This window comes from Micromonospora sonneratiae, assembly GCF_042679305.1.
Taxonomy (GTDB): domain Bacteria; phylum Actinomycetota; class Actinomycetes; order Mycobacteriales; family Micromonosporaceae; genus Micromonospora_H; species Micromonospora_H sonneratiae.
Genome location: NZ_JBHTMP010000163.1, coordinates 1 through 1219, shown reverse-complemented (window position 1 = coordinate 1219; position 1219 = coordinate 1). Strand labels below are relative to the sequence as shown.

Sequence of the window (1219 nt, the reverse complement as noted above, 5' to 3'; positions counted from 1 at the left end):
CGCCGCGTCCGGGCGGCTTGGCCGCCCCGGACGCGGTCATCACCGTCACCGGCGAAGGACCGAAGAAGACCGGAAGGAGAACGCTGTGATCGGCAATCGGCGCTCCCGTGCCCACCCGGACGGTGCCGTGTCCTCCGGCCGGACCTCGGCAGGGCTCGCGTCCGCCGTCGCCCCGGCCTCGGTCGAGGTGAACCCACGCTGGCTGCGGGTCGGCGACGGATACACCGCCACCCTCGTGGTCACCGGCTACCCGGCCGAGGTCGGGCCGGCGTGGCTGGAGCCGCTGCTGTCCTACCCCGGCCGGGTCGACGTCACCCTGCACATCGACCCGCTGCCCGCACCGATCGCCGCCGCCCGGCTGCGCAAGCAGCGGGCCCGCCTGGAGTCGTCGCGGCGGGCCGACGCTGAACGGGGCAAGCTCACCGACCCCTACACCGAGGCCGCCGCGCAGGACGCCACCGACCTGGCCGACCGGCTCGCCCGCGGTGCCGCGAAACTGTTCCGCGTCGGGTTGTACGTCACGGTCCACGCCCGGTCCGAGGAGGAACTGCTGCAGGCGTGCGCCCGGGTCAAGGCCGCCGCCGCCTCCACATTGTTGGAAGTGCAGCCGGCGACCTGGCGACAACTGGCCGGCTGGACCACCACCCTGCCCCTGGCATCCGACGGGCTGCGGACGCCGCGGACCATGGACACCCAGGCCCTCGCCGCCGCGTTTCCCCTGGCCAGCCCCGACCTGCCGGCACCGCTGCCCGGGGAGCCGGCGGCGACGGGCGGGGTGCTGTACGGGACGAACCCGGCCGGCAACGGGGTGGTCTGGTGGGACCGATTCGCCCAGGACAACTACAACTCCGTCGTCCTGGCCAGGTCAGGTGCCGGCAAGTCGTACCTGGTGAAGCTGGAGACGCTGCGGCACCTCTACACCGGCGTGCAAGTGTCGATCATCGACCCGGAAGACGAGTACCTGCGGCTGGCCGACGCGGTCGGCGGGACCGTCGTGCGGCTCGGTGCCGCTGGCGTGCGAATCAACCCCCTCGAACTGCCCGCTGGCGACACCCGGCCAGATGTGCTCACCCGCCGGGGTCTGTTCCTGCACACCCTGGTCAGCGTCCTGGTCGGGAGCCTGCCGCCGCCGGCCGAGCGGGCGGCGCTGGACCGCGCCATCCTCGCCGTGTACCGGCAGGCCGGGATCACCGCCGACCCGCGCACGCACCGCCGGCCC

General features: G+C 73.9%; 1 protein-coding gene. It reads left to right on the top strand.

Translation table 11 applies throughout. From position 1 onward, the window contains the following. Positions 1-127: 127 nt before the first annotated feature. On the top strand, positions 128-1219 hold a 1092-nt coding region (locus ACFQ4H_RS34800), incomplete at its 3' end, for a VirB4 family type IV secretion system protein (RefSeq protein ID WP_377579534.1).